The organism is Candidatus Epulonipiscium viviparus (assembly GCF_000171335.1).
GTDB lineage: Bacteria > Bacillota > Clostridia > Lachnospirales > Cellulosilyticaceae > Epulonipiscioides > Epulonipiscioides viviparus.
In genome coordinates this window covers 26,079-32,866 of the sequence record NZ_ABEQ01000026.3, presented here as the reverse complement: position 1 = coordinate 32,866, position 6,788 = coordinate 26,079, and the positions used below count along the sequence as shown (strand labels likewise).

General features: G+C 36.6%; 13 protein-coding genes and 1 pseudogene. All 14 read left to right on the top strand.

Annotated features, from left to right (window positions below; translation table 11 throughout):
• Window positions 1–234: 234 nt before the first annotated feature.
• The 14 genes and pseudogenes from rpsJ to rplE all read left to right on the top strand — a co-directional run bounded on the left by rpsJ (window position 235) and on the right by rplE (window position 6,768).
• Window positions 235–543 carry a 30S ribosomal protein S10 gene (gene rpsJ / locus EPU_RS05230; protein ID WP_010167355.1) on the top strand — a complete coding sequence of 103 codons (309 nt, stop codon included), beginning with the start codon at window positions 235–237 and terminating at the stop codon, window positions 541–543.
• A 70-nt stretch (window positions 544–613) separates the two neighbouring features.
• The gene (gene rplC / locus EPU_RS05225) at window positions 614–1,249 is read left to right on the top strand and encodes a 50S ribosomal protein L3 (protein ID WP_010167354.1); all 636 of its coding nucleotides are present in this window, start codon (window positions 614–616) and stop codon (window positions 1,247–1,249) included.
• An 18-nt stretch (window positions 1,250–1,267) separates the two neighbouring features.
• The gene (gene rplD, locus EPU_RS05220; RefSeq protein ID WP_010167353.1) at window positions 1,268–1,891 is read left to right on the top strand and encodes a 50S ribosomal protein L4; all 624 of its coding nucleotides are present in this window, start codon (window positions 1,268–1,270) and stop codon (window positions 1,889–1,891) included.
• Window positions 1,891–2,190 (top strand): 50S ribosomal protein L23, encoded by a 300-nt coding sequence (rplW, locus tag EPU_RS05215; protein ID WP_010167352.1) that lies wholly within the window; start codon window positions 1,891–1,893, stop codon window positions 2,188–2,190. The genes rplD and rplW overlap by 1 nt, the downstream gene beginning before the upstream one ends.
• Before the next feature lie 56 nt (window positions 2,191–2,246).
• On the top strand, window positions 2,247–3,080 hold the full coding sequence (gene rplB / locus EPU_RS05210; protein ID WP_010167351.1) for a 50S ribosomal protein L2: 834 nt from the start codon (window positions 2,247–2,249) through the stop codon (window positions 3,078–3,080).
• 22 nt (window positions 3,081–3,102) lie between these two features.
• Complete coding sequence (gene rpsS, locus EPU_RS05205) at window positions 3,103–3,387, top strand: 30S ribosomal protein S19 (RefSeq protein ID WP_010167350.1); 285 nt, start codon at window positions 3,103–3,105, stop codon at window positions 3,385–3,387.
• A gap of 21 nt (window positions 3,388–3,408) precedes the next feature.
• Window positions 3,409–3,807, top strand: a complete 399-nt coding sequence (gene rplV / locus EPU_RS05200) for a 50S ribosomal protein L22 (RefSeq protein ID WP_010167349.1) — start codon at window positions 3,409–3,411, stop codon at window positions 3,805–3,807.
• 10 nt (window positions 3,808–3,817) lie between these two features.
• Window positions 3,818–4,477, top strand: a complete 660-nt coding sequence (rpsC, locus tag EPU_RS05195) for a 30S ribosomal protein S3 (protein WP_029488056.1) — start codon at window positions 3,818–3,820, stop codon at window positions 4,475–4,477.
• Window positions 4,477–4,917: a 50S ribosomal protein L16 gene (gene rplP / locus EPU_RS05190; RefSeq protein ID WP_010167347.1), complete on the top strand. Its 441-nt coding sequence runs from the start codon at window positions 4,477–4,479 to the stop codon at window positions 4,915–4,917. The genes rpsC and rplP overlap by 1 nt, the downstream gene beginning before the upstream one ends.
• Window positions 4,901–5,098, top strand: a pseudogene (rpmC, locus tag EPU_RS11605) (50S ribosomal protein L29); the annotation flags it as partial. The gene rplP and the pseudogene rpmC, both read left to right, overlap by 17 nt.
• A 98-nt stretch (window positions 5,099–5,196) precedes the next feature.
• Complete coding sequence (gene rpsQ / locus EPU_RS11600) at window positions 5,197–5,454, top strand: 30S ribosomal protein S17 (protein ID WP_010167345.1); 258 nt, start codon at window positions 5,197–5,199, stop codon at window positions 5,452–5,454.
• A gap of 36 nt (window positions 5,455–5,490) precedes the next feature.
• The gene (gene rplN, locus EPU_RS05175) at window positions 5,491–5,859 is read left to right on the top strand and encodes a 50S ribosomal protein L14 (RefSeq protein WP_010167344.1); all 369 of its coding nucleotides are present in this window, start codon (window positions 5,491–5,493) and stop codon (window positions 5,857–5,859) included.
• Window positions 5,860–5,868: 9 nt separating this feature from the next.
• Window positions 5,869–6,204 carry a 50S ribosomal protein L24 gene (rplX, locus tag EPU_RS05170; protein WP_010167343.1) on the top strand — a complete coding sequence of 112 codons (336 nt, stop codon included), beginning with the start codon at window positions 5,869–5,871 and terminating at the stop codon, window positions 6,202–6,204.
• 21 nt (window positions 6,205–6,225) lie between these two features.
• The gene (gene rplE / locus EPU_RS05165) at window positions 6,226–6,768 is read left to right on the top strand and encodes a 50S ribosomal protein L5 (RefSeq protein WP_010167342.1); all 543 of its coding nucleotides are present in this window, start codon (window positions 6,226–6,228) and stop codon (window positions 6,766–6,768) included.
• Window positions 6,769–6,788 lie beyond the last annotated feature (20 nt).

Here is a 6,788-nt window from a genome sequence, read left to right as displayed (position 1 = left end):
CGGCTTTGTGTGACATTGGGAACTATGATCTAGGAGGTTGCTACCTTTTTTAGGTAAATTTCTAGGGAGCGAAGATAGTTTAAAACTTATCGTCTTGTCACTGCTAGAAAGTGGAATAATATATGCTTATAACAGAAGTTCTTTTCTTTTGTATTAGTTTATAATGACCTGTCAGCAGTGTATGATCACCCTGTCAGCGTCTATTTATAACTTATAAAAGGAGGGAACTTTTTTATGGCAGATAAAAAAATGAGAATTACTTTAAGAGCATACGATCATAAGCTTATAGATCAAACTGCAGAGCAAATTGTATCGGTTGCTAAAAAATCTGGAGCAAGAGTTAGTGGACCTATTCCATTACCAACAAAAAAAGAAATCATTACAATTCTTCGTGCGGTGCACAAATATAAAGATTCTAGAGAGCAATTTGAACAACGAACTCACAAAAGATTGATTGATATCGAAGCTACGCCAAAAATTGTCGAAGTACTTACAAGACTTGACTTACCAGCTGGTGTAGAAATTAAATTGAAGCAGAGTTAATTCGGGACAAGATTTGCTTGTCTAGTATGATTGCAAATGCAATCCGCTGTAGATTAGGAGGCTATATATAATGAAAAAGGCAATAATGGCTAAAAAAATTGGCATGACTCAGATTTTTGATGAAAATGCTAATTTAATTCCAGTAACAGTATTAGAAGCTGGACCATGTACGGTAGTGCAAAAGAAAACAAAAGAAAACGATGGTTACGAAGCTATCCAAGTTGGTTTTATTAACAAAAAGGAAAAAGCTGTAATTAAACCTGAGGCAGGTCACTTTGAAAAAGCAGGTGTAGAACCTAAAAAATATCTAAAAGAGTTTAGATTTGATGATTGCTCTGCGTTTGAAGTTGGAGGAGAAATCAAAGCTGAAGTTTTTGTTAAAGGTGACAAAGTTGACGTTGCTGGTGTAACTAAAGGTAAGGGATATACAAGTTCGATTAAGAAATATGGTTATAGCAGAGGGCCAATGGCTCATGGTTCAAAATATCACCGTCACGCAGGTTCTATGGGAGCGGCAACAAATCCGGGACGCGTTATGAAAGGTAAAGGATTACCTTCTCGTATGGGTGGAGATAATGTGACCATTCAAAATCTAGAAATTGTTAGAGTTGATGCAGACAAAAACCTTATTCTTATTAAGGGATGTGTTCCAGGACCTAAAGGAACAGTAGTTACTGTAAAAAATAGCGTAAAGCATAGTAAATAAAGAAAGGAGGAGTAGCAAATGGCAAATGTAAGTGTTTTAAATATGGAAGGAAAACAAGTTGGAGAAGTTTCTCTTGATGATGGAATTTTTGGAGTAGAGATCAAAGAACATCTTGTTCACCAGGCAGTTGTGTCTTATCTTGCAAATCAAAGACAAGGTACTCAATGTACTAAAACTCGTGCAGAAGTTCGTGGTGGTGGTAGAAAACCTTGGAGACAAAAAGGCGGCGGTCGTGCTAGACAAGGGTCAATTCGTTCACCTCAATGGACTGGCGGTGGTGTTGTTTTTGCACCAAAACCTAGAGACTACTCATTCAAAGTAAATAGAAAAGAAAGACAACAAGCTCTTAAGTGCGCATTAACTAGTAGAGTTCAAGAGAAAAAAATTGTTGTTTTAGATGAGCTAAAATTGACAGAAGCAAAGACTAAATCTATGGTTAAGGTATTAGATGCGCTTAATCTAAAAAAAGCTCTTGTAGTAACAGAAGGTGACTGCGCAATGAATGTGAAAATAGCAGCTGGAAACATTCAGGGAGTTAAAACTTCTGCAGTTAATAATATAAACGTATATGATGTTTTAAAATATGATACTTTTGTAGTAACTAAAGAAGCTCTTTCAAAAATTGAGGAGGTGTATAAATAATGGCTGACATTAAATTTTATGACGTAATAAAAAAACCAGTTGTTACCGAAAAAAGTATGAGCATTATGGAGCAAAAAAAGTATACCTTTATTGTACACCCTAGTGCAACTAAAGTTCAAATCAAAGAAGCTGTAGAAAAAATGTTTCCAGAAGTTAAGGTTGAAAGAGTAAACACCATGAATTATGACGGAAAAACTAAACGTCGTGGCAGAACTCAAGGGAAAACTAGTAAGTACAAAAAAGCTATTGTAAAGCTGACTGAGTCTAGTGTAGATATTAATTTCTTCCAAGGAATGTAATTTAATATAAAAACACGTGGCTATGTGTAACAAAAATTGAAAGGAGAATTAAAGAGATGGCAATTAAGAAATATAGACCATATACCCCATCTAGGAGACATATGACTTCTTCATCTTTTGAGGAAATTACTAAATCAACTCCAGAAAAATCTCTTGTGGTCAAATTAAAGAAAAATTCTGGTAGAAATAACCAGGGTAAAATTACAGTTCGTCATCGCGGTGGCGGTGCTACTATTAAATATAGAATTATCGACTTTAAACGTAATAAAGACGGTATTCCTGCAACAGTAGCAAGCATTGAGTATGACCCTAACAGAACTGCTAACATTGCTCTTTTAAACTATGCAGATGGAGAAAAACGTTATATTTTGGCTCCTGAAGGCTTAAAAGTTGGCGACAAAATTATGAGTGGAGAGCAAGCAGAAATTCGCGTGGGAAATGCGCTAAGAATGAAAGATATGCCAGTTGGTGTAAGTATTCATAACTTAGAAATGAAACCAGGAAAAGGCGGACAGTTGGTTCGTGCGGCAGGGCTTTCAGCACAGCTTATGGCTAAAGAAGGCAAATATGCGACAGTAAAACTTCCATCTGGCGAAATGAGACTTCTTCCTATCGAATGTAAGGCAACAATTGGTGTAATCGGAAATGGTGATCATGAGCTTATAAATATTGGTAAGGCAGGACGTAAACGTCACATGGGTATCCGTCCTACTGTTCGTGGATCTGTTATGAACCCTAATGATCACCCTCACGGTGGTGGTGAAGGACGCTCACCAATTGGTAGACCAGCACCTTGTACTCCTTGGGGTAAACCAGCTCTTGGATATAAGACTAGAAAGAAAAATAAACATTCGAATAAATATATCGTTCGTCATCGTGATAAGAAATAAGTTTATAAAGGAGGTTTAACAAGTGGCTCGTTCAATAAAAAAAGGACCGTTTGCTGATGCTCATCTTCTTAAAAAAATAGATGCTATGAATGCTGCAGACGAGAAAAAAGTAATTAAAAGTTGGTCTCGCAGATCTACTATTTTTCCCTCTATGGTAGGGCATACAATTGCTCTTCATGATGGCAGAAAGCATGTTCCAGTATTTATTACTGAAGATATGGTTGGTCATAAGTTAGGTGAATTTGCTCTCACTAGAACTTATCGTGGACATGGTAAAGATGCCGATAAGAGATCTAGAGTTAGATAATTTATAGAAAGGAGAATTAAGATGGCTAAAGGACACAGATCCCAAATCAAAAGAGACAGAAATGAAACTCAAAAAGAAGAAAGACCATATGCCAAAGCTAGACATGTAAGACTTTCTAGTTCAAAAGCTAAGATTGTATTAGATCAAATTAAGGGCAAAGATGTGGCGACTGCGATTGGTATTTTACGTTATACACCGAGATATGCAGCAGATGTTATAATGAAAGTTTTAAATTCTGCTGTTGCTAATGCAGAGCATAATAGCGGACTTAGTGCAGCAAATTTGTATATTCAAGAAGCATATGCTACTCAAGGACCTACTCTTAAAAGAATTCGTCCACGAGCTCAGGGTCGTGCATTTAGAATTGAAAAGAAAACTAGCCACGTGACTGTGGTATTAAATGAGAGAAATCTAGGATAGGAGGTTAAAAATGGGTCAAAAAGTAAATCCTCATGGATTAAGAGTAGGAATTATTAAAGATTGGGACGCAAGATGGTTTGCAGATAAGAAAAAGTTCGCAGATTACCTTGTTGAAGATGATAAAATTAGAAAATTTATCAAGAAAAAGCTTTATGTGGCTGGTATCGATAARATAGAAATCGAGAGAATGGCAGGAAAGCTTAGAGTTCACGTTTCAACTGCTAAACCTGGTATTGTAATCGGTAAAGGTGGCGCATCTATTGAGGCTCTTCGTCAAGAAGTTCAAAAAATGACAAAAGACCGCGTTTCTATTAATATCGTACAAATTGACAGACCAGAAGTTAATGCTCAGTTAGCAGCAGAAAATGTTGCGCTGCAGCTTGAAAATCGTACTGCATTTCGTAGAGCGATGAAACAAGTTATGGGTCGTGCTATTAAAGCAGGYGCCAARGGTATTAAAGTTTCTTGCTCAGGCCGTTTAGGTGGAGCAGAAATGGCAAGAACTGAGGCATACTCTGAAGGGACTATTCCTCTTCAAACACTAAGAGCTGATATTGAGTATGGATTTGCAGAAGCAGATACCACTTATGGTAAGCTTGGTATTAAAGTATGGATCTACAAAGGAGAAGTACTTCCTCAAAAAACAGTTAAGGAAGGGAGCGAAAAATAATGTTAATGCCAAAAAGAGTAAAACGCCGTAGACAGTTTCGTGGGCGTATGAAAGGCAAAGCTACTCGTGGTAACAAGATAACTTATGGTGAGTATGGTATTGTAGCGTTAGAACCTGGTTGGATTAAATCTAATCAAATCGAATCAGCACGTATCGCAATGACTCGTTATATTAAACGTGGTGGTAAAGTTTGGATTAAGATATTCCCTGATAAACCTGTAACAGCGAAACCAGCTGAAACAAGGATGGGTTCTGGTAAAGGTTCGCCTGAATATTGGGTAGCCGTTGTAAAACCAGGTCGTGTTATGTTTGAACTTTCAGGCGTAGCAGAAGAAGTAGCAAGAGAAGCTCTTAGATTAGCAGTGCATAAGTTGCCGATCAAGTGTAAGGTAGTTTCTCGTGTGGAACAAGAAATGGCAGGTGATGGTAGTGAAAACTAAAGAAATTTTGAATGATTTAAGAGGTAAAACCGCTGAAGAGTTACATGCTGAATTGGTGAGTGCAAAAAAAGAACTTTTTAATCTAAGATTTCAAAATGCTACCAATCAGTTAGATAATACAGCTCGTATTAAAGATGTTAGAAAAAACATTGCTCGTATTCAAACAATTCTTACTCAACAAGAGCCTAAAGAGCAGTTGCTTAAGGGTTCACGTGAGAAAAGAAAAGCATGCAAAGAGAAATCTTGCAAATGTCATAAATAAGGATAGGAGGAAAAAAAGTGGCTGAAAGAAATTTACGCAAAACCTTAGTTGGTATTGTGACAAGTGATAAAATGGATAAAACAATTACTGTAGCCGTGGTAAATAGTGTTAAGCATCCTCTTTATGGCAAAATTATAAAGAGAACATATAAGCTACACGCACACGATGAAAAAAACGAATGTCAAAAAGGCGATCGTGTGAAGGTTATGGAAACTAGACCTTTATCTAAAATGAAAAGATATAGACTAGTAGAAGTTGTTGAAAAAGCGAAATAATTTGAGTTATTATTGTAAAGAAGGAGGAACCTTACAGTGATCCAACAAGAAAGCAGATTAAAAGTTGCAGACAACACCGGTGCAAAAGAATTACTTTGTATTCGTGTAATGGGCGGCTCAACAAGACGCTATGCTGGTGTCGGTGACGTCATTGTTGCTTCGGTAAAACAAGCAACACCCGGAGGCGTTGTCAAAAAGGGCGATGTTGTAAAAGCGGTTGTTGTTCGTACAGTTAAGGAGATAAGAAGAGCAGACGGGTCATATATTCGTTTTGACGAAAATGCAGCGGTTATTATCAGAGAAGATAAAAATCCAAGAGGGACTCGTATATTTGGACCAGTAGCAAGAGAGTTAAGAGAGAGAAAGTATACAAAAATCTTATCCCTTGCTCCTGAGGTTTTATAGGAGGCAAAGATGAAAACAAAGCTAAAAAAAGGCGATAAAGTAATTATAATCGCTGGTAAAGATAAAAGAACCAAAAACAGCTCTGCAGAAGGTGTTATCACTTATATTGACAGAAAAAAAGATAGAGTTGTTGTAGAAGGTTTAAATATGGGTACTAAGCACTTTAAGCCAACAGCAACTAATAACCAAGGTGGCAGAATTGAAAAAGAGATGCCAGTTCACATTTCTAATGTAATGTATTCTTACAAAGGTGATCCTGTTCGTTTGGGTGTTAATGTAAAAGAAGATGGAAGCAAAGTTCGTGTGGCTATTGTAAAAGGCGAGCGTATCGAAATAGATAAATAAGCAAGGAAGGAGAAAACTTAAGTGACTGCTAGATTAAAAACAGAATATAACGAAAAAATCGTAAATTCAATGATGGAAAAATTTCACTATAAAAATAGAATGGAAGTACCAAAAATTGAAAAAATAGTTGTTAATATGGCTATTGGTGAAGCTAAGGATAATGCGAAAATTCTTGAAAGCGCATCAAAAGATATGGAAATGATCTCTGGTCAAAAACCTATTATAACTAAAGCAAAGAAATCTGTTGCGGCCTTTAAACTTCGTGAAGGAATGCCTATTGGATGCAAAGTTACTCTAAGAGGAGCTAAAATGTATGAATTCTTAGATAGACTTGTAAATGTAGCGCTTCCTCGTGTTCGTGACTTTAGAGGTGTAAGTTCTAAATCTTTTGATGGTCGTGGAAACTATGCTATGGGTGTTAAAGAACAGCTTATTTTTCCGGAGATCGAATATGATAAAATTGATAAAGTACGCGGTATGGATATAATTGTTGTAACTACCGCAAAGACTGATGAAGAATCAAGAGAGCTATTAACTCAATTTGGTATGCCATTCCAAAAATAAGGGCTAAACTTTAAGAGGAG